The following is a 21,551-nucleotide window of genomic DNA, read 5'->3' on the forward strand; positions in this document are numbered from 1 at the left end:
TTTTCGTAACGATGTGTTGCAAAAAAGGCCTTACATGAGACTCGAATGGTGCCAATCTGCATTGTCCGAACCGTTTCGCCGCGAAATTCAAGAAGACGGTAGAATTCGTCACTGGTTTTTCGTATCCGAATTAAATAAGTATTTGCGTGTTGTTACCTTGTCCGATGGCATAACCATCCACAACGCCTTTCCCGACCGGAGATTTAAACCATGAAATTGAGCTACGACGAAGCGACAGATTCTCTTTACATTCATTTAGCCGACAGGCCTTCGGTCGATTCGGATGAAGTCAGTGATGGTGTGGTATTGGATTTCGACGAAAACGGTGCATTGGTGGGGATCGATGTTCAACATGCAAGTCAAAAAGCGGATATTCAAAATTTAGCGGTTTTGCATTTGCCGTTGAGGGAGTTGCAGGCGGCATGATGATTTTGTGGTTCCGCCGTACGGACTTTAGTGGCTGAATGTCAAAATACTTCAGCGTTCGCCAAACCTATTAGTTAAATACGTTACAAGTTATGGCTAAAGCTCAGAAATTTGTTAGAACGGAAGAAGAGCAAAAGAGATGTATTGAAATTCATGACGCCTATAGAGCCGAATTATTAAAACGTCAGTTGTCTAATACCGAAAATTATGACAAAGCGATTTTGTCTCTGTCATCAGCAGCGCTAGGTCTTTCTCTTACGGCAATAAAGCTTATTATTCCTATTGATCTCGCAGGGCATTTGTGGTCGATAAAATTGTCGTGGGTTCTGTTTCTTTTAACAATAATTTTTTCGTTGGTTTCATTTTTGATCAGTAATTACGGAATAAATAGACAATTGTCTATTGCTGAAAATTACTATATTAATGCTTTAATAAGTGCGCAGACAGAAAAAATCACTTTGAAAAAATAAATTTAATAATAAACCATTTAACTGGTTTGTTATTTATTATTTCTATTTCACTAACTATTTTCTTTGTAACAGTTAACATCAATGGGAATCCTGAAATGAGCAATGAGAAAAAAACACAAGAAGTATCTACATTATCCACTAAGTTGGCACTTGATAGCGCTAATATACCCAATATGATGATTGCTCCTGGAAATGGGAGCATTGTCGGACTAAGTGCTGATATCCCGACAATGCAAATGGCTCCTGGTAAAGTTCCAATGCAAAGTTCAAATGTACAATCCACACAAGGAAATAATAGTTCAACGAATAGTGAATCGAATAAATAGCCAGCGTAGATACTGTTATCTAAGTCAATCCAAATGAATAGCTAAATCGAAGCCAGATAAGGTGGGCACGGTTTTTGTAACCATGCGGAATTAAAAGCTTGTATGAATATTGTTTTGCTATCGCGAAGCCTAATTTAACGCCGGTTCGCGGACCGGCAACTCCGATACTTTCTGCTACGAAAATCATCCCTGGTTTTCGCCCTCCGGGCCAGCCTATCGGCTGTTCAAATTCGTTCCAGACGAATTTGTGCGTGTCCAAAAGACAGTATCCAAAGAAAAAGCCCCCCGATGCCGCTTTGGTCCTGCGCGCCGTAGGATTTGAACGGGGTTTTCGGAAGGGCTGTCCTAGCCCTCCGAAAGCGCGCCGCGCCCCTGCCGGGCTGATCCGCCCAAACCCTCCGGTGCTCGGCGCGGCATAGGGGATTTGGTATGCGCTTCGCGCGAAAAGGTGTGGCCGCTTACGCGGCCTTTTTTCTGGTTCCCACGTGCTACGTGGGAACCCGCAGCTTGCCCGCGCTGCGTGGTAACCAGAAAAAATTCGCTCCAGACGAATTTGTGCGTGGCCAAAAGAAAGTATCCAAAGAAAAGGCGACCCGGATGCTGCTTGTTTCCTGCGCTCCTCGCTCTTGTGCCCTGTGGGTATTTGCCGAGGGTTTTCGGAAGGGGCTTCCTGCCCCCTCCGAAAACGAGCGGCATCCCTGCCGCTCCCCTGCGGGCCATTCTCGGCAAAACCTCCGGTGCTCGGCGCGGCATACGGGAGTAAACCAACCCCTTAAAGAATTCCTCGTTCCGATGCGCTGCGTGGGAACGACGGGCTTGCCCGCGCTTCGGGCCTAATCGTGCCTATGCGCTATCTCCGCTGAAATCTCCGATGTTCGGCGTGGCATGCGGTAACTCGTCGCCTTTTAGGATGTGCAGAACAACGTGAAGCGCATCGGTTGTATTAATTAATGTATATCCGGATGTCCCGTGTGTATCTAATAATCCCGTGGACGCACTCTCAATGGCTTGGGAGAGGTATAAAAACTTCCCGGGCGTATGTAAAAATATCCGGAATGTGTGTTCGCTGGCTGTGGGGGCACGGACAAATGTGTTGGAGGTGCGGTCAAGGTCGCTGAATGCGCCTTCGAGATTCGCGAGGGTATGTTCGAAAGCTGGGTGGGTGCCTACGTGACATTTTTATGTGCCTTCGGCTTCATGGGGATTGCCTTCGCGTCCTTTGGAAACGCGATAAGGTGTGCGTTCCCAGACGCTCCGCGTCGTCTTGCAAAGACCGCGTTGGTTATTCATTTTTAAACACGCATTTTTCCGGAATTAATCGACAGCATGGCAAAACCTAAAAAAATCAAAGCGAAGGGCGGGGCTAAGGAAACGGGCAAGGGATTGGTGATGGATTCGTTTTGCGGCTGGGATGGCGACGTGCTGGTGCCGAATGTGCTCGGTACGCCATCCGCCAAGCAGGATGTCATCGGCAAACCTAAAGGCCGGCAACTCAAGATTAGCGTCACCGCCGCGCCGGTGGGCGGCAAGGCCACCGATCATATGGTGCGCTTTCTAGCCAAAGAGTTTGGGGTGGCAACGGGCGATATCGAGGTGGTGTTCGGGCGCTATAACATCAATAAACAACTGCGCATCAAGGCGCCCAAGCAATTGCCGGCGGTGATTGGTAAATCAGCTGGGTAGGTAGCCGTCGCGATAGCGGTATCTTATACAATAGGCCTCAATGAAGCGTTGACGGAATCGAGGGGGCTATATTCAACGAATCCTCGATTGTATCGAGCCAACGCAATACGGATTTTAAAAACTGAGGTAAATGTGCAATTACTGTCTTTGATTCTATCGCTATTGATCTTAACCGCGTGTTCGACTCACCAACTGAAAACACTATCGTCGGAAAGTGTTTCGAGTTACGGGAAGGACATTAAGCTTGATGTAAGTGGCGAGAACGCGGAGATTGTCGATAAACTCAAGCGTTATATTCAGGCTTCTTTATTAACTGCGGGATTTAATCTTGTTACCGACGAGAATGCTACGCAGCTGGATGTGGCGATTTCGGCATTTGATCCGGGTAATGCCGCATTACGATTGACGGTAGGTTTCGGCGCGGGCAGGGGATCGTTGGTCTACAACGCCAAATATACAAAAAACGGCAAACTGTTGGTCGATTACGATGGTGCCGAGCGTTTTACCGGATTGGAATTTGCGCCCGGCACCCAATACGAGGCTTTCAGAAATTTAGGCGGCGAGGAAACGTCGACGCTAATTTTGCTGGAAGAAGCGTCAAAGCATATTGTTGAGCAGGCTACAATCGACGGGAAATAAACATTTCCGCTTGGTTAGTTGATAGGGTTTTGTATCCACGCAGGGCGCTTTTGCAGCAAATTTTGCTTGTCTTAGCCTCTAAAACAAAAAAGGCCTTGATTAACAAGGCCTTTTAGAATATGGCGGAGAGCTAGGGATTCGAACCCCAGGAAGGGATAAACCTTCAACGGTTTTCAAGACCGCCGCTTTCGACCGCTCAGCCAGCTCTCCAACAGCCGCGTATTATTACAGAAAATATTTTAAAATCCAGCGTTTTTTGCGGGTCCACTTTCATGCTGCAACCGAATGCAATCTGCTTTAATACCTAAGTGTTTGTTAGTGATTGCCAAATCGGCAAGGATGTTGGTGCAAATGTGTGTCGATTCCAGATGCGAGGTGGTGGCTATCGATTGCTTCGCCGATAGCGATACTCGGCAAATGGCAAAGCATACATATCAGGTGCCGTCATTGGCTTGGGATGATATTCAAGCTACTGTGGCTGCGGTTCGTGAGGTTCATGGCTTAAGCGAATTGGTATATGGCAGTGGTTTGGAAACTTACCCGGAAACCTTAATCTGTCTGGAAAAGGGTTGGCGGATTATCGGGAATTCGGCGGCTATTTTTCAACGGGTCCAAGATAAGCGTGATTTTTTTGCCCAACTCGATTACTTGTCAATTCTGCATCCGCCGGTGGTGTTTACAAAGCCTGAGTATGGTTTTGACTGGTTGTTAAAGGCTTGGCGTGGTGAGGGCGGCTTGGGGATTAGGCGCTGTCATAATGACGAGTTTGTTGACGGCTATTGGCAGCGTTATATCGAAGGCCGCTCGATGTCTGTGTTGTTTGCAGCGAGTCACGATGGGGTTGAGTTAATCGGTTTTAACGAGCAATGGACGATAAAATCGGAGGGCGGGCAATCGTTTCTGTTTGCGGGGATTGTAAGTCATGCCAAGGTTTCTAGGTCGATTCAGACTGAAATTGCCGACTGGTTGGATAAGCTTGTCAATGCCTATGAATTGCGCGGTTTAAACAGCATGGATTTTATGCTGTGTGACGGCAGATGTTACGTGTTGGAAATCAATGCGCGGATTTCCGCTAGTGCCCAGCTTTACGGTAAATCACTGCTCTTGAAACATCTACAGGCTTGTCAAAACAGCCGGGATAATCGTGTCGAATTATCGGCGGAGCCGAGAGCTTATCAGATTGTTTATGCGCAAAAAACAGTAATGATCCCCGAGCGGCTGATATGGCCGTCATGGACTGTGGATAGGCCGAATCCCGGCTCAATTGTTGCCACAGGCGAGCCGATATGCAGTATTATTGCCACCGGAAAAAATTCGGGGCAGGTGCTGGATAATCTGCATCGCCAACAACGCATCGTTGCAAATCTTTTGGAAACAGGTCTTTAAACATCATGCAATACCAGGCAAGCGTCAATAAATTTTCCCAGCCCTTGGTTCAACAACTGTTGGATAACGCGGATAAATTACGGTTGGGTATCGAAAAGCTGGAAAACGGCTGCACCATTATCGATGCGGGTATTAAGGTGCCGGGCGGTCTGGAAGCTGGCCGAATTATCACCGAAATCTGCATGGGCGGCTTGGGTACCGCGACGATCTCGCAAAGTCCATACACCAGCCATTGGCCGCTGACCATTAATGTACACGCCAGCAATCCGGTGCTGTCTTGCCTGGGTAGCCAATATGCAGGTTGGAGTTTGTCGCACGGCAAATATTATGCCCTAGGTTCCGGACCCGCGCGGGCACTGGCAACTAAGTTGAAAGACGGTGCAGTAGAGCCGGTGGAAGAGCTTTATAAAGAACTGGAATATCGTGATAGTGCCGAGCAAACCGCGCTGGTCATAGAAAACGACGCCTTGCCGCCAATCGAAATCGTCGAGAAAGTCGCGGCGGCTTGCGGCGTATCGCCGGCCAATTTGACTATCATCGTCACGCCAACCAGCAGTTTGGCCGGCGGTGTGCAAGTAGTCGGTCGGGTATTGGAAGTAGCAATGCATAAAGCACACGCTTTGCACTTTCCGCTGGAAAACATTGTCGATGGTTCCGGTAGCGCGCCGATTTGCCCGCCGCATCCGAATTTCGTCAAGGCGATGGGTAGAACCAACGACGCAATTTTGTTCGCAGGCCAAGTGCATTTGTTCGTCAAAGGCAGCGACGAAGCGGCGGAAAAATTGGCCAAGGAATTGCCAAGCTCAACGTCCAAAGATTACGGCAAACCATTTGCCGATATTTTCAAAGCCTACGAATACGACTTTTTCAAAGTCGATGCGATGTTGTTCAGCCCGGCCAGCGTGATTGTCACTGCCGTCGAATCCGGCAAAAGTTTCCGCGCTGGCAAACTGGATAATGCCTTACTCGATCTTTCGTTTGGGGCCTAACTCGCTCTAAGTCTCTTCGACAGCTAACGGGTTTTGCGTTGCAAAGCCTGTTAGCTTGTTTCGTCAACTTCATTCGTAACCCATCCATTGCGCCGAATTGCAATTATTACCGACGATCCCGGTTGGCATGGCAAGCAGCTGTGCTTGGCTTTTGCCGAACGTGGCTATGCTGCCGAATATGTCTCGCTGACAGCCTGCAAATTGCAGTTAACGGTCTCGGATTTGCCGATTGTTATTCCCGGTTTTGAGCAAGAATTACCGGCGGCGGTTTTCGTGCGCGGCGTGCCCGGCGGTTCGCTGGAAGAGGTGGTGTTTTATCTGGATGTTTTGCACGGCTTAAAAATACTGGGCATACCGGTTTATAACGATGCCGGCGCTATCGAGCGTAGCGTCGATAAAGGCATGACCAGTTTTTTGTTGCAACATGGCGGTTTGCCGACCGCAATGACTTGGGTATTGCGGGATCGCGATGCAGCATTGGCGATTGCCGAACAACAGTTGCGCGCCGGCTATTATCTAATCAGCAAGCCATTGTTCGGTTCGCAAGGCGAGGGCATTCGGCGTATCGAAAAATCTACCGATTTGCTCTGGCTAACCAGTAGTCACGGTATTTATTATTTGCAGCGCTTTGTCGAATGCGCCGGTGATGGCTATTCCGATGTGCGCGTGTTCGTGATCAACGGCAGGGCCGTGGCTGCGATGCGTCGGCGGGGAATCTCTTGGTTGAATAATGTGGCCAGAGGCGCGTCTTGTGAATGTATCGAACTGGAACCGGCTTTAGCAGAATTGGCGATTGCCGCCGTTGCGGCGTTAAGCATGGATTATGCCGGGGTGGATGTGATTCAGGATGCCGACGGTGGTTACCGGATTATCGAAGTGAACAGCGTGCCGGCCTGGAAAGGCTTGCAAAGTGTCTGCGATATCAACATTGCCGAGCGCCTGGTGGCGGATTTGCTTGATCGTTATTGCGTAGCGGAAAACTTATGTTGAGTAGGCAGCAGTTGATAGACGTTTATCTGCAATCTTGTGAAATTGAATTGCAAGCGTTCAAGCCCGGAAATGTCAGCGTCTATAGTGCCGCTGACGATATGACGGTTGAGGATTTTCGTGTCAGCGCTCGGGTTAGCAGCGAGCCGATTACCAATCCGCAATATAGTTTGGGTGAAAAGATTTATTACGCAGTCAAGGCAACCCGCGAGGCGGTGGCTTGCAATACCAATCTCGGTATTATTTTGCTTTGCGCGCCATTGTTGCAAGTGGTTGCCGGTTTAAAAAAGGGCGAAAACTTGCGGGATGGTTTACGGCTATTGCTGGAAAATACGACCCGTGAGGATGCAGATTGGGTTTTCAAAGCGGTCACCTTAGCTGCGCCGGCCGGTTTAGGTGAATCCGCGCAGCACGACGTCCAAAAACCGGCGGATGTGACGCTGACCGAGGCCATGGTTTTTGCTGCTGACAAGGACCGAATTGCATTGCAATACGCAACAATTTTTAAAGACGTTTTTGATTTCGGCGTTTTAAGATATAATCGTGCTTTCGTTTTGTCTGGCGATTGTGCTTGGGCGGCGTTAGCGGTTTTTACCGCAATGCTGGCTCAATATCCCGATAGTCATATTGAGCGGAAGTATGGAGAGCGGTATTCAGAGTGGATCAAGGCTGAGATGCATAAACTCGATAGAGCAATGCAAACAGCTTGTGAGCCTGAAGAGCTTTTGCCAGTTTTGTATGATCTGGACAAAGCTTTTAAGGCACAAAGGATCAATCCGGGTACAACAGCTGACATAACTGTAGCGACAGTACTGGTGGTGCTTCTGGAACAACTTATCGGTGAAGGAACCGGTGGGTTATAGAGGGAACTAAGCAGAAACTACAATCTTGAGACACGAAAGTGTCTATTTTTTTGGTTCAATCTTATCTTTAGGGGATAAATTTAAAATGGCAAAAATCAATAACTTGCGCGTTGGCGAATCTTTGGTTGGTGAAGGCAACGAAATTGCTCACATCGATTTGATCATCGGCCCACGCGGCTCAGCAGCTGAAACTGCTTTCGCAAATGCTTTGACAAACAACAAAGACGGTTTCTCTACTCTGTTGGCTGTTGTTGCTCCTAACCTGTTGGTTAAACCTGCAACCATCCTGTTCAACAAAGTAACCATCAAAGGTGCAAAACAAGCTGTTCAAATGTTTGGACCAGCTCAACGCGCTGTTGCTATGGCTGTTGCTGATTCCGTTGAAGACGGCACTATCCCTGCTGACGAAGCTGATGATTTGTTCATTTCTGTTGGTGTTTTCATCCACTGGTTGGCTGAAGACGATGCAAAAATCGAAGAATTCAACTACAAAGCCACCAAAGAAGCTATCGCTCGCGCGGTTGCCGGCACTCCAACTGCTAAAGAAGTTGTTGCTGCTAAATCTGGTGCAAAACACCCATTTGCTACTAACAACGTTTAAGTTTTTAGTTTCAAAGGCTGTCGAAGATACCCCGGCTTGCCGGGGTATTTTTTTGCCTAAAATTTTTCTAGCATAGCGGCGTCGATACTGCCGTTATGCAGGGCGCTAGCCAATAGCACAGCGGTAATGCCGATAGTTTTCAGGCGCATAAGATCTTTTACATTCCGAACGCCGCCAGCTGCAACAAAATGTTTATCGGGATGATCCTGGCAAAGCCGGCTGAGTTTTGCAAAATCCGGACCCTGATTGCTGCCGACCAAATCCAAGGTCATCACCACATTAGTTTCCGGCCACAGTTCGGGGCTATCCAGCCATCCCGGATGACCCAAAACCTGGTTATGTTTAAAATCCAACGATAGGATCAGATCGGTATTTTTTAACGATATGGGTAGTCGTTGCGACTCAGTACCGATGACCGGCTTACAATTACTTGCACGATTCGTCATGGTGAGTGCTTGATAGCTACTGCCCTTATCCAGCCAAAATTCCTTGTTTGGATATTGGCGAAACAAGTTGTCGATGGCCTCATCGTGGTTACCTTGGCCGCCGATTGCGTCTAAGTCTGCGATATAAAACTTTGGAAATGGATACAGCTTTAATAAACTCGTCACGACGTTGCTTATTTCGCTGCTCTCGCATATAGACGAGGTGTAATGTACGGGTTGATAACGGCTGCGGTCGCCGCCTGCGGCGTAGACCACCAGGCCGTCTTTCAAATCAATGACTGGAATAATCTGCATAAGCCAAGCGAGTTTTAGAATTGAGAGTTCTGGTATTTGAATTTATTACCGGCGGCGGTTTGGTCGGGCAGGCATTGCCTGCTTCGCTGGCGACGGAAGGCAGCTTGATGTTACAGGCTTTAATCGCCGAACTGAAGTGTCTGGACGATCTTCAGCTATGTGTGCCCTTGGATGAGCGCTGCGCCAGACCGGATATGCTGTTGCCAGGCGAAATTGTGACGGTAAGCGCCGCTTGCGACATCTTTGCACTGTTGCGGGATTTACTGACACAAGCTGATTTGTTTTGGCCCGTCGCACCGGAAAGTGACAGTATGTTGCACAGCTTGGCTGAGCTGGCTATTGCCGCGAATGTCGAAGTCTTATTATCCAATCCGGCTGCCTTGAGCGCATGCGCCAATAAGTATGCGACATATCAAGCTTTGAAAAAACGGATGATTCCGGCGGTGGCAACGCATCTGCTCAGCGAAGCCAAGGAGGGTATCGGTTTAGCGGATAAGCTGGTCGTCAAAATTGCCGACGGCGTCGGGTGCCTTGATAGTTTGCAAATCGATGCCGAGCAGTTGCCGGCCGCTATTGCCGAATTAACTGATCCGCACCGCTATGTGTTACAGCCTTATATTCACGGACAGGCTGCGAGTTTGTCTTGTTTGTTTAAGCATGGCCAAGCCTGGCTTATCTGCTATAACCACCAGCAAATTGCTTTGCAGCAAGGCCGATTTAGTTTGCAAGGCTGTTTAGTGAATTTACAAACCGATAAGCTGAGCTTTTATCGAAATTTGGTAAGCGAAATAGCCGATGCGCTGCCTGGCTTGTGGGGCTACGTAGGTATCGATGTTATCGAGAACGCCAAACTAGGTCCGCTGGTGTTGGAAATTAATCCGCGTCTGACCAGTTCTTACGTCGGCATCCGCCAAGCGACCGGGATCAACGTGGCCGAACAGGTTTTGCGCCTGCGCCATGCCGAACCGGTGTTACAGCCGTATAGAAATGAAACAGTTCAAATCCATATCAATTAAAAAGGCAAAATGAACAAACAGATTGCAGGTTGGGACATTGGGGGGGCGCACGTTAAGTTGGCGTTGCTGGATGAGTCCGGACATATCCAGGCCCTTGCTCAGCAGGCTTGTCCATTATGGAAGGGGATAGAGTATCTGCATGGCACTTTGGCCGATTTGGCCGGCCAATTCGATTTGCAAAATTGCCGGCATGCCGTGACGATGACCGGTGAACTGGTGGATTGCTTTACCAGTCGCGAGCAAGGTGTCAACGCCATCGTCCGGGCTGTTTGTGAACAATTCAACGCCGAGCAGGTATCGGTATTTGCCGGCCTACGCGGCTTTTTGTCGGCAGCACAAATTCACCCAGCGGATTGCATGGACATCGCTTCTGCTAACTGGTTGGCTAGCTTGCTATCGGTGGCAAAACGCCAGCCAAATGCCTTGTTTGTGGATATAGGCAGTACCACGACCGATATTTTGTTGGTCGAAAATCACCAGCTAAAGGTACAAGGCTTCACCGACTATCAGCGCTTGGTATCCGGCGAGTTGGTGTATACCGGTATTGTCCGCACGGCGGTGATGGCGATTGCCCAGGAAGCCGAATTCAACGGCCAATCAATGGGTTTGATGGCCGAGTATTTCGCGACAATGGCCGATGTGTATCGCTTGACTGGTGACTTGAATGAAGTCCATGATCAAACTGACACGGCGGACGGCGCGGAAAAATCAGTTTCGGCTAGCGCCCGCCGCTTATCGCGCCTGACCGGATACGAATACAGTGAGGGCGATTATGGACTCTGGTTAGCTTTTGCCCAGCAACTCAAAACCAAGCAAACACAGAAAATCAGCCAAGCTTGTCTCAGACAATTGCAAAGGGCGGCAACCCGCTCGGCGATTACATTAGTCGGTGCCGGTGTCGGTCGCTTCCTGGCGCGGGATATTGCTGCGGATCTGGACGTCGAGTATCTGGACTTTACCGATTTGCTACCATCAACCGCTAAAAGCAATGATATTGATGCTGGCGATTGTGCGCCGGCCGCCGCCGTCGCTTATCTTGCCGGCGGGTTTGGTTAAAGCCGGCGGCTGCGGTAAAATCGGTACATTCCAAATCATGTCCTTGCGGCACATTCCGGCCGCTTAACAGCACTCCTTAATGCCTTTAGCCAAACCCATCAAACAACCGCTGCCTTATTTTCAAGACAGTGCAGCATTATTTGCCCCGTTGGCGCAGCAACCTTGGGCGGTATTTCTGGATAGCGCCCAGCCGCATAGCCATCAGGATAGGTTCGATATTATCGCTTACGGCCCAGTTGTAACTCTGCAAACACGCGGCGATATGACGTTTATCGAACGTGATGGCGTGATTAGCGAAAGTACCGAGGATCCTTTTGAGTTGTTGAAACAACAGTTAGGTGCGTCCTTAGCTAGTGTTGACGGACTGCCGTTCAACGGCGGGGCAATCGGGTATTTTGCGTATGATTTGGCCAGGCGCATCGAGCGTTTACCGGCGATGGCCGACGATGCGGAAAATCTGCCTGAGATGGCGGTGGGCATTTACCGCTGGGCGGTGATTGTCGATCATCAGCATCGGCAAAGCTGGTTGGTCAGTGTGGATTTACCGGAAAGCGAGCAGCAAAGACTAATCGCGGAATTCAGTGCGATTTCTACACCGACGGACACTACAGAATTTAAAGTGCTGCAAGCGCCGTGCGCCAATATGGACAAACAAGCTTACGCCGCGGCTTTTCAACGCATCAAACATTATTTGAAAGAGGGTGATTGCTATCAAATCAATTTGACCCAGCGCTTCGAAAGCCCTTGCCAAGGCCAGCCATGGCAAGCCTATCAGGTGTTGCGGCAGATCAACGCCGCGCCATTCAGCGCTTATCTGAATTTTCCAGATGTGCAGGTCTTAAGTTCGTCGCCGGAGCGGTTTTTAAAAGTCACCGACGGCGCCGTGGAAACCAAACCCATCAAAGGTACCCGACCGCGCCGGAATGATTGGGAAGCCGATCAGGCACAGATCGAAGACTTGGTTTCCAGCACCAAGGACCGGGCCGAGAATGTGATGATCGTCGATCTACTCCGCAATGATTTGGGCAAGAGTTGCAAAAAAGGTTCGGTGTGGGTGCCGAGCTTATTCTCTGTAGAAAGCTATACCACCGTACATCACTTAGTCAGTACCGTGACGGGGGGGCTAGCGGAAGGCCAGCATGCCATCGATTTATTGCGCAGTTGCTTTCCAGGCGGCTCGATTACCGGCGCGCCGAAAATCCGGGCGATGGAAATCATCGAGGAACTGGAACCGCATCGGCGTGGCATTTATTGCGGAGCGATAGGGTATATCGGTTTCGACGGCAATATGGACACCAATATCGCGATTCGTACGCTGGTACACAATCACGGCTCGATACGTTTTTGGGCGGGCGGCGGCATCGTCAATGACTCGGTGCTGGACGAGGAATATCAGGAATGTTTCGATAAGGCCGCCGCCTTATTGCAGTTACTCCAACAGTTTGGCGTATGACGTGCGTAATCAAGCTGGGCGGCAGCTTGCTGGAAACAGCCGCCTTGCCCGCTTGCCTGGCGGCAATCGCCAATCGCGCCGGCCCGATTGTTATTGTGCCCGGCGGCGGGCCGTTTGCCGAGCAAGTGCGCATCGCGCAAAGTCAGTGGGGTTTTGATGATGTTGCGGCGCACCGGATGGCAATTCTGGCGATGCAGCAAATGGCCTGGTTGATGAATAGCCTGATGCCCGAATTTGCTGTAATCGCTGACGCGGCAAGATTAGCTTGCGCAGAGCAAGCCAATTCTATAGTGATCTGGTCGCCGCAAGTTGAGCAATTGGATAACGCCAATATCGCCGCCAGTTGGGACGTTACTTCGGATAGTTTGGCGGCCTGGTTGGCTGGCGTTATAGAAGCTGATGAGCTAATTGTCGTGAAATCGGCGCCGATTCCTGAGCGCCTGAGTTTGCCAGACTTACAGCAGCAAGGCATCCTGGATGCCGCTTTTCAACATTTCACCGCCCAGGCTAGTTACAAAATTACCGTAATGAATAAAGACCGCTTCCTGTCCCACCATGATTAATTTTATTAAAGCCATACTGAACAAGCGTTTGCGCAAGGCTTATTATCAAAGCCGGGAATCCTTACTGGGCCATCAAAAACGTGACATTGTCGTTATGCACGTCGGGAAGGCTTGCGAGAGTTTAAAGGACAGCCGCGATCAGTTCGTTGATGCTCTGGATAAATTCAAAAGCATCGTCAACGTGAAGGATAGTTCACTGGAACAGCGCTATCAGCAACTCAAACGCCGCTATGACCTATGCAAGGGTAAGGCTGAGCAAGTCAGTCAAAGAATTCAGGCGGTGGAAGACATTAGCGAAGCCTTGTTCAACGAATGGGAAGCCGAGCTGGCCTTATACAGCAACCGGGCCTTGAAGGCGCGCAGCCAGCAACAACTTAAAAAATCCCGGCAGCAATATGCCCGTTTGTTAAAAGCCTTACAGAACGCAGAAACCCGGATGCATCCGGTGTTGGCGGCGTTTCAGGATCAGGTGCTGTTTTTAAAGCATAACTTGAATGCCCATGCTATCGCGGCATTGCGGCACGAGTTCATGGAAATTGGTGTGGATATTTCGCGGTTGATCGAGGTGATGGAAAAAACCATCAGCGAGGCCAGTCAGTTTGTCGCGGTTCTAGTGGAACAGAAACAACTGCCGGCCCCAGTGCGCAAGTAACTTACATGGCGTGCATTTTGTAATCGACTCTTGCCGGTGGGTTTTTGTCACGTTGGTCAGGGGTTTTCTTGCGGTTTTGGTCGATACGTTCTTGTGAGTATTGGGAAATCATTTGGTCCCAGTTGTCGTATTTCTCATAGTCTTTGCTGCCGGCCGCTTTGCGTTTGGCAAACAGTTCTTTACCGGCTTCTACCAATTGTTCCGGTGTCTTGCCATCGATAGCGTCCAAAAACTCCTTGTTATTGCGGATTTCATCGCGTAAGGTCCAGAAAGACACTTCAAACTCAATGCGTTGGTCCAGCGGCAATTTTTCCTTGATTTGACTGATTGATCGATTGACCGTTTTTAAACTGCTGCCGTTGATTTGGTTGCTTTTATTGCAACCGGCTAAAAATGCGCAGATTAAAAAAACCAAAACAGTAGACGCTTTTTTCATGATGTAGCCCCCCAGTGGCTAAATAAACAAACCCGAATTTTGTATTTATAATGGTTGCAACGCGGGTTACCAAACAAACCAAATTACTCGGTAATTAAAAACACAAGCTTACCACATGCTGGAATTTATCCAACTTCTCAAACAGCGTTACCAAACTGTGCTACAGCAGCTGGATAAAAAAAATCCCCAGTACCTGGATTATCAGCAGCGTATAGAACAATTGTTACACGGCGAAGCCTTTATTCGCAAAGGCGAGCTGCTCGACAACAATCCCGGTTTTCCGCTGCAAATCGCCGTCATCGGGCCAACGCAGGCCGGTAAAAGTTCCGTCGTTAATCTGCTGTTAGATGCCAACGCCGCCGGTGTGAGTCCGCTGGCCGGTTACACGGTACAGGCCCAAGGCTTTTGCCACGGCCTGACGCCCGACGACTGCGATGGCATGCAACATTATTTCGGCCGCTTTCAACGTTTGGAGCAAACAGAGCTGCGGCCGGGAAGATACGATTGCTATTCCTTGAGTCCAAGCCCCGGCGCCTCGGCCTTGTTACCGGCTTGCGTCTGCTGGGATACGCCTGATTTCGATTCGATAGACGCCGCCGACTATCGGGAAGGCGTGATCCGCACGATTGCCTTGGCCGATATCGTGGTTCTGGTGGTGAGTAAAGAAAAATACGCCGATCAATCGGTGTGGGAAATGATGAAAGCCATCGAGGTTTTCCAGCAGCCAACCCTGATTTGCGTCAATAAACTCAATGAGGGCAGCGAGCAGGTGATTTTGGATTCGTTGCGGCAAAAGTGGCTGCAGACCCGTCACGATCCTTTACCTACTCTGGTGCCCTTGTTATTCCAAAAAGCCCCAGCGGTGCCGAACTGGCCGCAATCGGCCTCGCATGCCTTTAACGAACTGGCGAAAAAAGTCACCCGTCACAAACATGTTGCTCGCCAGCAGCAATTAATCAGCCGCTATTGGCTGGACTGGCTAGAACCGGTGTTTGCCGAACACCATGCCCAGCATCATTGGCAAACCCTGGTCGATCAAGCGTTGGCGCAAGCGGTTAAGGAGTACCAGCGCGATTATCTCAACCATCCGCATCATTACGAAACCTTCCAAAACGCTTTATTAAATTTGCTCACCTTGCTGGAAATCCCCGGCATCGCCAAAGCGCTAGGCAAGACCCGGCGGGCCATGACCTGGCCGTTTCGTAAATTATTCGCGTGGGGCGGCGGCACGCCTATCAATCCCAATCAGGAACTCGGGGTGTTGAATCAGTTAGGCGAACATCTCTTGATCCAGATCGCCGACCGCTTGCTGGAAAAGACCGAAACCGAGCCGGCCGATAGTCGCTGGTGGAAAGAAACCGCGATGGCGCTGAGACAAAAACGCGGCGATTTATTACAGATTTACAGACAAGCAGTGATGGACTATCACAGCGATTTTCAACAAGATGTGGAAGCCTCGGCGCAACGTTTATACGTAAAGCTGCAAGAACAGCCGATGATTTTGAACAGCCTGCGCGCCACCCGGGTTACCACCGATGCCGGCGCCTTATTGCTGGCTATTCAGGCCGGTGGCATCGGCGTCCACGATTTGGTGCTCACGCCCTTGATGCTGACCATGACTTCCTTGTTGGCGGAAAGCGCCATCGGTAGTTATATGCATAAGGTCGAAGCCGAATTAAAGCAGCATCAGCTCAATACCGTGAAGACGGCATTGTTTGAGACCTGCCTGAAACAGCGGCTGTATTTGTTGCCGCAAGGCGTGCTGTCGCCCACCCGTTTTAATATCTCCGAACAACAATGCCACGCCGCGGAGCAGGCGCTGAAAGAGAAGAAACATGGCTTACGATTACTCTGAATTGCTGACCCAAGCCCAGCAATGGGCCGCAGCCGCGCAAGCCGAAGGCCGATTGAGCGCGGAGCGGGCGCAATTATTGACCACTATAGACGCACGCAGTACGGAAAGCCTATTTGCCGCGAGTCAATCCGATCCGGATTGCAGACCTTTGATTGTTGCCTTTATGGGCGGCACCGGCGTCGGTAAAAGCAGTTTGTTGAATCGTCTGGCGGGGCAAGCCATTGCCCGGGCCGGCATCGAGCGGCCCACCTCGCGGGAGGTGACCTTGTATCACCATCAAAGCCTGGCGATTAATAAATTGCCGGTCGGCCTGCCCTTGGACAGCATCAAGATCAGCCAGCACAACGATGCGGCAAACAGCCATATCGTCTGGATTGATATGCCGGATTTCGACAGCGTTGAACTCGGCAACAAACGTTTGGTACTGGAATGGCTGCCGCATATCGACGCTTTACTCTATGTAGTCAGCCCCGAGCGCTACCGCGATAACAAAGCCTGGCAACTGCTGCTGGCGGAAGGTGCGAAACACGCCTGGCTGTTTGTGATGAATCAGCGGGATCGTGGCCAGCCGGTGCAATACGACGATTTTAAACAGCAGCTGGGTAAGGCCGGTTTTACCGATCCCTTAATCTTTCGCACCAGTTGCAGCGAACCGGACGGCGACGAGTTCGCCGCATTGCTGGAGCAGTTGCGGCAACTCTCTGGACAGCATAGCGTCGCCCAATTGGAGCAGCGCGGCGAACAATTACGCCGCCAGCACCTAAAGCAGACCTTGCAACAACTGGCCGAGGATTTTTCCGCGGAAAACTACGCGCAATTACAGCAGAACTTTGATGCACTATGGCAGCATACCGAAGCCAGCTTGCAACAAGGTCTGGCCTGGCCGATCAAACAACTCGCGCAATTCTGGGCGGAGAACCTGGGCCAAGCAGCAGACATCAAATTGTGGGACGACTGGGCGCAGAATCGCCTGAACGATTTGCTGGACGAATTGGTGTTGCAAGCCGCGCAAGCCAATATTCCCAGTAAACCTTTAAAAAATGCTCTGCAAGGCATCCGCGACAATACCGAGAAAAACCTCACCGCTCAAACTGAACTGGCTGGCCGACAGGCTTTATTGCAGCCCGGCAACGGCGCTCAGCGTTTTATGCTGAGATTCACCGCGATCTGCGAAACGGTCTTGCCTCTGGCGGCGATGGGCGCAGTGGGCTATCAAGTATTCTCCGGCTACTACCACAGTGCCGCCGACGCCAATGCCACTGCTTATTTGGGTACTGACTTTGCGGTGCATAGCGTGTTGCTGATTGGGCTAAGTTGGCTTATTCCGTTTTTCCTGCACAAAAAAATCCAGCCGTCTTTGCAGAAAGCGGCTTTGAAAGGCTTACAGAAAGGTTTACAGCAAGCTTTGGCGGAAGTGAGGGCGGAGATCAAGCAGGCGATGTTGGGCGAACAACAACGGCATGAAGTGCTGGGGCAGCAACTTGCAGGGTTGATCGAGCGTTGCGGTGCCGGGCCAACGATGGCTCTGGAAAATGGAAGCCTCCTGGGACGGGTATTGTTGGTTAAGTGAGATTCTTCAGTTTGAGGTTTTGCAGGCTAAGATTAACGTGCATTCAAGTGCCCCAAGCTTGGATAAATTTTAAGTTTGCGTCTGAAAAGCACAGTCTTCTTACAATTTGAATCGTGCTGCCAACTTATCTAGGCTTGCCGCCTGTTGTGCCAATTGTTCCGCGCTTTGCTTGGTTTTCTCTACAGTTTTAGCCAGCGAATTGGCATTTTGCGAGATCTGTTCCACCCGACCAGCCATATCGCGTGTAGCAGCCGATTGCTGGCCCAGTGCGCCACTAATCCCGTCTACCGACAATGTGACGCGGTATTGGGCATCGAGAATTTCGTTGACCGATTGGCCCGCCTGGCTGGAAAGCGCCACGCCGGATTCAACGCCGGTTACACCACTTTCCATAGCCTGCACGGCGGCTTTGGAGGCTTGACGAATTTTTTCCACCATTAATTTAATTTCACCGCTGGATGTGCTGGTGCGCTCGGCAAGGGTTCTTACTTCGTCTGCAACCACTGCGAAACCTCGGCCGTACTCGCCGGCTCGAGCGGCTTCAATCGCGGCGTTCAGAGCAAGCAGATTGGTTTGTTCGGCGACACCGTGAATCACATCAACAATACTGGTTATTTCCGAGCTGATTGCTTCCAGATTGCGAATGTAGTCGGCCGCATTTACAACAATGGCTGAAATTTTTTGCATCTCTTTGGCGGTGGAGCTAATGACTTTTGTGGATGACTCGGCGCGCTGTCCTGATTCGAACGCAACCTGCTTGGCGTCCAGCGCATTACCGTTGACTTGTTCGAGCGATACCGAGAGCTGTTCGATAGTGGCCGCCATGCTGCAAGCTGCCTCGTAACCGTTATTGGCGATAATCGATTCTTGCGCGGCGGCCTCTAACAGGTCCGCCGAATATCGATTAAGTTGGAATACGCCGTTGTGCATATCGGAGATTAGATTGTGTAAGTTCTTGCGCATCTCCGCTAACTTTCTGAGAAGTTGTCCGATTTCATCGTCGCCTGCATCGGGGATTACCACCGTCAGGTCGCCGGCGGCGATAGCCCCAGTGACTTTTTCCGCTTGATCAAGGCTGTAACGGATTTGGTGAATAATCACGTAGGCCATTATCACGAAAGCTATTGCGCCCAGTAATGCCAGTCCGACCAGATACCAGGTTGTGCTGTCGACGGTTTGGTTAAGGTTTGCCAAGGTTTCATTGGAATATCGGTTGGAAATTTTGACGGTTTCTTCCAATGCTTCGTGATGTCGTTCGTACTGTTGATCCAGGCGTTCCATCGCCAGGTCCATTGTTTTTAGATCACCTTCCTTGATTGCTGGAATATAGCGTTCCTCCAATTCTTTCCACCACTGATCAGCTTGTTCGCGTTGCGCGCCCAATATGGCTTGTTTTAGTTGGGCGGGAATACCCTGTGTGGACTCCCAATAGCGATTGCGGGTGTCATACTCGATTTTCAGTTCTTTTAATCGCACATATTTCGGTTCTTTATCTTTGTCATGGTAAAGCTGTTCGGCCATTAACTGAGCTTCAACCAGAAATAAAGGGGGCGGTAGAATGTCTGCGACAATATCTTTTCCTTGTCCCATACGGTGTGCCGCATCTCCGACATAATCTAAGGCGTGATAGCCAAGTAACGCCAGGCCGGCCAGCAGTAGCGACGCAAACCAAGACATCAGTTGAAGTTTGGCGGCTATCGAAAAACGATTTAGCATACACATTCCCCTCTGTATTAATAACGTGAAAGTTGAGTAGAAATTGTAGAAGAAATCTAAGCGCCCTATAAACCACGCCATTGAATTTTTCTACAAAGCCGTGCGATTTGGTTAGGCCGTTGGATTGGCGCAGTGCCAGGGCAGCAATGCCTCAAAGTCTTCGACGGTTTTGGCCAGGGGCAACTGACGGAAAAACGCCGCCAGATAGGTGTAAGGTTCGATTTGGTTGGCTTTGCAGGTTTCGATCAGCCGAAAGACTTAGCGGTTTTTTTTTTAAGCGATGCATTTTCGCGCCAAGGTTCTCCACGAGGTATTGATATGCCTTTCTCCCGTTCTAAGCAAACCGATCCCACCCGAAAAATATCAACCTTAAAGGCGTTATGGCCGTTTATCCGTCCCTATCGCGCTAGAATGCTGGTAGCCTTTTGCCTATTGTGTCTCGGCTCGGCGACGATTCTGTTAGTACCTTTGGCGTTCCGCGATCTGATTGATTTTGGATTTGGGCAGCGACAGGCAGAGCAGGGTGGGTTGTTAGGTGCGCTGAGCATGGATGGACACTTTCTGGCGCTATTTGCCTTGGCCTGCCTGTGGGCGGTGACGATAGCCGCACGTTATTACACTGTCAGTTGGGTTGGCGAACGGGTGACGGCGGATTTGCGCAGCGCGGTTTACGAACGGGTCTTGGCGCAGTCTCCGCAGTTTTTCGAAACCTTGCAAACCGGGGAAGTGTTGTCACGACTGACCGGCGATACCACGCTGATTCAGACCGTGGTGGGCAGTTCGATTTCCATGGGCTTACGCAGCGTATTCCAGTTTGTCGGCGGCATGATTATGCTGGCGGTGACTAGCCTGCATCTGTTCTCATTGATATTGGGCTTGATGATCTTGCTGACCTTGCCGATTCTGGCAATGGGCCGGAAAGTGAAAAAGCTATCGCGGGAATCGCAGGATAAGATTGCCGATGCCTCGGCGTTGGCCGGCGAGATTCTCAATGCGGTGCCTACCGTGCAAGCCTATACCCAAGAAAGCTGCGAAGCGAAACGTTTTAGCGAGCGCGCCGAAATCAGTTTCCTCACTGCTGTTCGCCGCAGCCGGTTTCGTTCCGCATTGACGGTCATCGTCATCATGGCCGTAATGGGTTCCATTATTTTCGTGTTGTGGATAGGCGCCAACCAGGTCAACGCGGGTGTCATGACCGGCGGGCAACTGGCTTCTTTCGTGCTCTATGCCACGCTGGTTTCCGGCGGGGTCAGCACCATAGCGGAAGTTTGGGGCGACGTGATGCGGGCAACCGGCGCAACCGGGCGCTTGCTGGAATTGCTACATGCCCAACCGGCGATCATCGATACTGCCAGACCTCAGCCTTTGGCAAATGGCGATAAAGCGGCGATTGAATTTCAACAAGTCAGCTTCAGTTACCCTTCGCGCTTACAAACCGCCGCACTGGATAGTATAGATCTGAGCATAGCCGCAGGTGAGAGCGTCGCCTTTATCGGCCCGTCCGGGGCCGGCAAGACCACATTATTCCAATTGCTGTTACGTTTTTACGATGTCACCCACGGTACCATCCGCCTTAACGGTCAGGATATTCGTCACCTATCCTTACAGGAACTGCGCGGCAAAATTGCCATTGTGCCGCAGGATGCTGTGATTTTCTCGACCACCGCGCTGGAGAATATTCGTTACGGCAGGCCCGACGCCAGCGACGAGGAAGTTATTGCGGCCGGGCAATTGGCACAGGTGGCGGAGTTCATCGACCGCTTGCCGGACAGCTACCAAACTTTTCTCGGCGAGCGCGGTACACGTTTATCCGGGGGGCAAAGACAGCGCATCGCCATCGCTCGGGCCATTCTGAAAAACGCACCGCTGTTGTTGCTGGACGAGGCGACCAGCGCGCTGGATGCAGAATCGGAAGTGTTGGTGCAACGGGGTTTAAATGCCGCCATGCAGGGTCGTACCACCCTGATTATCGCGCACCGTTTGGCCACCGTGAATAAGGTCAGCCGCATCGTGGTGTTGGATCAAGGACGCATCGTCGAAACCGGATCGCCCGAGGATTTGCGCAAACAAAGCGGACTCTATGCTAGGCTGGCGAATCTACAGTTCGATGTGCAATAAGTCTGC

22 protein-coding genes and 1 tRNA gene are annotated in these 21,551 nt (G+C 50.6%); 18 read left to right on the forward strand and 5 right to left on the reverse strand.

Going from position 1 to position 21,551, the window contains the following annotated elements; all coding sequences use genetic code 11:
- The first annotated feature begins 210 nt into the window (after positions 1-210).
- The 5 genes from CWO84_RS22885 to CWO84_RS22910 all read left to right on the forward strand — a co-directional run bounded on the left by CWO84_RS22885 (position 211) and on the right by CWO84_RS22910 (position 3,544).
- Positions 211-426 (forward strand): DUF2283 domain-containing protein, encoded by a 216-nt coding sequence (locus tag CWO84_RS22885; RefSeq protein WP_033155182.1) that lies wholly within the window; start codon positions 211-213, stop codon positions 424-426.
- 92 nt (positions 427-518) lie between these two features.
- A complete protein-coding gene (locus CWO84_RS24750) occupies positions 519-896 on the forward strand; it encodes a hypothetical protein (protein WP_201798998.1) in 378 nt (125 codons plus the stop codon).
- Positions 897-991: 95 nt separating this feature from the next.
- A complete protein-coding gene (locus tag CWO84_RS24755; RefSeq protein ID WP_203531398.1) occupies positions 992-1,222 on the forward strand; it encodes a hypothetical protein in 231 nt (76 codons plus the stop codon).
- A 1,326-nt stretch (positions 1,223-2,548) separates the two neighbouring features.
- Positions 2,549-2,905: a DUF167 family protein gene (locus CWO84_RS22905; protein ID WP_084153189.1), complete on the forward strand. Its 357-nt coding sequence runs from the start codon at positions 2,549-2,551 to the stop codon at positions 2,903-2,905.
- 132 nt (positions 2,906-3,037) lie between these two features.
- The gene (locus CWO84_RS22910) at positions 3,038-3,544 is read left to right on the forward strand and encodes a DUF4410 domain-containing protein (RefSeq protein ID WP_033155179.1); all 507 of its coding nucleotides are present in this window, start codon (positions 3,038-3,040) and stop codon (positions 3,542-3,544) included.
- A 120-nt stretch (positions 3,545-3,664) separates the two neighbouring features.
- Here the strand turns inward: CWO84_RS22910 and CWO84_RS22915 are convergent.
- Positions 3,665-3,754 (reverse strand) — tRNA-Ser (locus CWO84_RS22915).
- 75 nt (positions 3,755-3,829) lie between these two features.
- Between CWO84_RS22915 and CWO84_RS22920 the strand changes: the two genes are divergently transcribed.
- From CWO84_RS22920 to fae, 5 genes are all read left to right on the forward strand, one after another.
- On the forward strand, positions 3,830-4,930 hold the full coding sequence (locus CWO84_RS22920; protein WP_101055459.1) for an ATP-grasp domain-containing protein: 1,101 nt from the start codon (positions 3,830-3,832) through the stop codon (positions 4,928-4,930).
- A 5-nt stretch (positions 4,931-4,935) separates the two neighbouring features.
- Positions 4,936-5,919: a methenyltetrahydromethanopterin cyclohydrolase gene (mch, locus tag CWO84_RS22925; RefSeq protein WP_033158129.1), complete on the forward strand. Its 984-nt coding sequence runs from the start codon at positions 4,936-4,938 to the stop codon at positions 5,917-5,919.
- An 87-nt stretch (positions 5,920-6,006) separates the two neighbouring features.
- Positions 6,007-6,909: a RimK family alpha-L-glutamate ligase gene (locus tag CWO84_RS22930; RefSeq protein ID WP_033158128.1), complete on the forward strand. Its 903-nt coding sequence runs from the start codon at positions 6,007-6,009 to the stop codon at positions 6,907-6,909.
- Entirely contained in the window at positions 6,903-7,769 is an 867-nt protein-coding gene (locus CWO84_RS22935) for a triphosphoribosyl-dephospho-CoA synthase (protein WP_033158127.1), read from the forward strand. Before CWO84_RS22930 ends, CWO84_RS22935 begins: the two co-directional genes overlap by 7 nt.
- Positions 7,770-7,854: 85 nt before the next feature.
- The gene (gene fae, locus CWO84_RS22940) at positions 7,855-8,370 is read left to right on the forward strand and encodes a formaldehyde-activating enzyme (RefSeq protein WP_033158126.1); all 516 of its coding nucleotides are present in this window, start codon (positions 7,855-7,857) and stop codon (positions 8,368-8,370) included.
- Between the two features lie 56 nt (positions 8,371-8,426).
- On the opposite strand, the gene CWO84_RS22945 is transcribed toward fae, so the two are convergent.
- Entirely contained in the window at positions 8,427-9,110 is a 684-nt protein-coding gene (locus tag CWO84_RS22945) for a HisA/HisF-related TIM barrel protein (RefSeq protein WP_033158125.1), read from the reverse strand.
- 20 nt (positions 9,111-9,130) lie between these two features.
- On the opposite strand from CWO84_RS22945, the gene CWO84_RS22950 reads away from it, so the two are divergent.
- From CWO84_RS22950 to CWO84_RS22970, 5 genes are all read left to right on the forward strand, one after another.
- Complete coding sequence (locus CWO84_RS22950; RefSeq protein WP_101055461.1) at positions 9,131-10,126, forward strand: ATP-grasp domain-containing protein; 996 nt, start codon at positions 9,131-9,133, stop codon at positions 10,124-10,126.
- Positions 10,127-10,135: 9 nt separating this feature from the next.
- On the forward strand, positions 10,136-11,182 hold the full coding sequence (locus tag CWO84_RS22955) for a hydantoinase/oxoprolinase family protein (protein ID WP_033158123.1): 1,047 nt from the start codon (positions 10,136-10,138) through the stop codon (positions 11,180-11,182).
- 79 nt (positions 11,183-11,261) lie between these two features.
- Entirely contained in the window at positions 11,262-12,635 is a 1,374-nt protein-coding gene (gene pabB / locus CWO84_RS22960) for an aminodeoxychorismate synthase component I (RefSeq protein ID WP_101055463.1), read from the forward strand.
- Positions 12,632-13,198 carry a uridylate kinase gene (locus tag CWO84_RS22965; RefSeq protein WP_033158121.1) on the forward strand — a complete coding sequence of 189 codons (567 nt, stop codon included), beginning with the start codon at positions 12,632-12,634 and terminating at the stop codon, positions 13,196-13,198. Before pabB ends, CWO84_RS22965 begins: the two co-directional genes overlap by 4 nt.
- A complete protein-coding gene (locus CWO84_RS22970; RefSeq protein ID WP_033158120.1) occupies positions 13,191-13,850 on the forward strand; it encodes a DUF2959 domain-containing protein in 660 nt (219 codons plus the stop codon). Before CWO84_RS22965 ends, CWO84_RS22970 begins: the two co-directional genes overlap by 8 nt.
- Before the next feature lies 1 nt (position 13,851).
- Here the strand turns inward: CWO84_RS22970 and CWO84_RS22975 are convergent, their stop codons facing one another.
- Positions 13,852-14,286: a DUF6694 family lipoprotein gene (locus CWO84_RS22975; RefSeq protein ID WP_033158119.1), complete on the reverse strand. Its 435-nt coding sequence runs from the start codon at positions 14,284-14,286 to the stop codon at positions 13,852-13,854.
- Between the two features lie 115 nt (positions 14,287-14,401).
- On the opposite strand from CWO84_RS22975, the gene CWO84_RS22980 reads away from it, so the two are divergent.
- On the forward strand, positions 14,402-16,141 hold the full coding sequence (locus CWO84_RS22980; RefSeq protein ID WP_033158118.1) for a GTPase domain-containing protein: 1,740 nt from the start codon (positions 14,402-14,404) through the stop codon (positions 16,139-16,141).
- Positions 16,122-17,711: a GTPase domain-containing protein gene (locus tag CWO84_RS22985; RefSeq protein ID WP_101055465.1), complete on the forward strand. Its 1,590-nt coding sequence runs from the start codon at positions 16,122-16,124 to the stop codon at positions 17,709-17,711. The genes CWO84_RS22980 and CWO84_RS22985 overlap by 20 nt, the downstream gene beginning before the upstream one ends.
- A 99-nt stretch (positions 17,712-17,810) precedes the next feature.
- On the opposite strand, the gene CWO84_RS22990 is transcribed toward CWO84_RS22985, so the two are convergent.
- Both CWO84_RS22990 and CWO84_RS25085 read right to left on the reverse strand, forming a co-directional pair.
- Positions 17,811-19,427: a methyl-accepting chemotaxis protein gene (locus tag CWO84_RS22990; RefSeq protein ID WP_165786413.1), complete on the reverse strand. Its 1,617-nt coding sequence runs from the start codon at positions 19,425-19,427 to the stop codon at positions 17,811-17,813.
- Positions 19,428-19,538: 111 nt separating this feature from the next.
- Entirely contained in the window at positions 19,539-19,676 is a 138-nt protein-coding gene (locus CWO84_RS25085; RefSeq protein ID WP_346426978.1) for a transposase domain-containing protein, read from the reverse strand.
- Between the two features lie 162 nt (positions 19,677-19,838).
- Here CWO84_RS25085 and CWO84_RS23000 point away from each other — a divergent pair, with 162 nt between their 5' ends.
- Positions 19,839-21,545, forward strand: a complete 1,707-nt coding sequence (locus CWO84_RS23000) for an ABC transporter transmembrane domain-containing protein (protein WP_205800485.1) — start codon at positions 19,839-19,841, stop codon at positions 21,543-21,545.
- Positions 21,546-21,551: the final 6 nt, after the last annotated feature.

Source organism: Methylomonas sp. Kb3, from assembly GCF_002834115.1.
In the GTDB taxonomy this organism is placed as follows: Bacteria; Pseudomonadota; Gammaproteobacteria; order Methylococcales; family Methylomonadaceae; genus Methylomonas; species Methylomonas defluvii.